The sequence below is a fragment of the Oleiphilus sp. HI0043 genome (assembly GCF_001634935.1).
Map to the genome: position 1 here is coordinate 1 of NZ_LWEY01001654.1, position 1,125 is coordinate 1,125.

General features: G+C 43.9%; 1 pseudogene. It reads right to left on the bottom strand.

Features of this window, described 5'->3' with window-relative positions:
* Positions 1–1,088: pseudogene (locus A3729_RS25220) on the bottom strand (DNA-directed RNA polymerase subunit beta'); the annotation flags it as partial.
* Positions 1,089–1,125: the final 37 nt, after the last annotated feature.

A 1,125-nucleotide genomic window follows, 5' to 3' on the forward strand; every position in this document is an offset into this window, starting at 1 on the left:
AAACGAAGGCTAGGACCAACAACGATCACCGAACGACCAGAGTAATCAACACGCTTACCAAGAAGGTTCTGGCGGAAACGACCCTGCTTACCTTTGATCATGTCAGCCAAAGACTTAAGAGGACGCTTGTTTGAACCAGTGATAGCACGACCACGACGGCCGTTATCTAGCAATGCGTCCACAGATTCTTGCAACATACGTTTTTCGTTACGAACAATGATATCTGGTGCGCTCAGCTCTAGTAGTCGCTTCAAACGATTGTTACGATTGATCACTCGACGATAAAGGTCGTTCAGATCAGACGTCGCAAAACGACCGCCATCCAGGGGAACCAAAGGACGAAGATCTGGTGGAAGTACAGGCAACACCTTCAAGACCATCCACTCAGGGTTATTGCCTGAGCTGTGGAAAGACTCTAATAATTTAAGACGCTTAGATAGCTTCTTAATTTTTGTTTCTGAGTTAGTCGCTGGAATCTCTTCTCTTAAACGCTCAATCTCTTCTTCTAGATTGATGTTCTGCAGTAAGCTTTGAATCGCTTCTGCACCCATCTTAGCGTCGAACTCATCACCGAACTCTTCAAGTGCCTCGTAATATTGTTCGTCACTAAGTAGCTGACCGTGCTCAAGCGTACTCATACCCGGATCAATAACCATGTATGATTCGAAATACAATACTCGCTCGATATCACGCAAAGTCATATCTAAAAGCATACCAATACGTGACGGCAAAGACTTCAAAAACCAGATGTGAGCAACTGGGCTAGCTAGTTCGATATGAGCCATACGGTCACGTCTTACGTTAGCAAGCGCAACTTCTACACCACACTTCTCACAAATTACACCACGATGCTTAAGGCGCTTGTACTTACCACACAAGCACTCATAGTCCTTGATAGGACCGAAAATTTTGGCACAAAATAAGCCATCACGCTCTGGCTTGAATGTACGATAGTTAATCGTTTCTGGCTTCTTAACTTCACCGTATGACCAAGATCGGATCATTTCTGGAGACGACAAGCCAATACGAATTGAGTCGAATTCCTGAGTTTGATTTTGGTTTTTTAATAGGTTTAATAAATCTTTCATCGGTTTTGCTCCAATTGGAGTTATCTATCCGCGAACG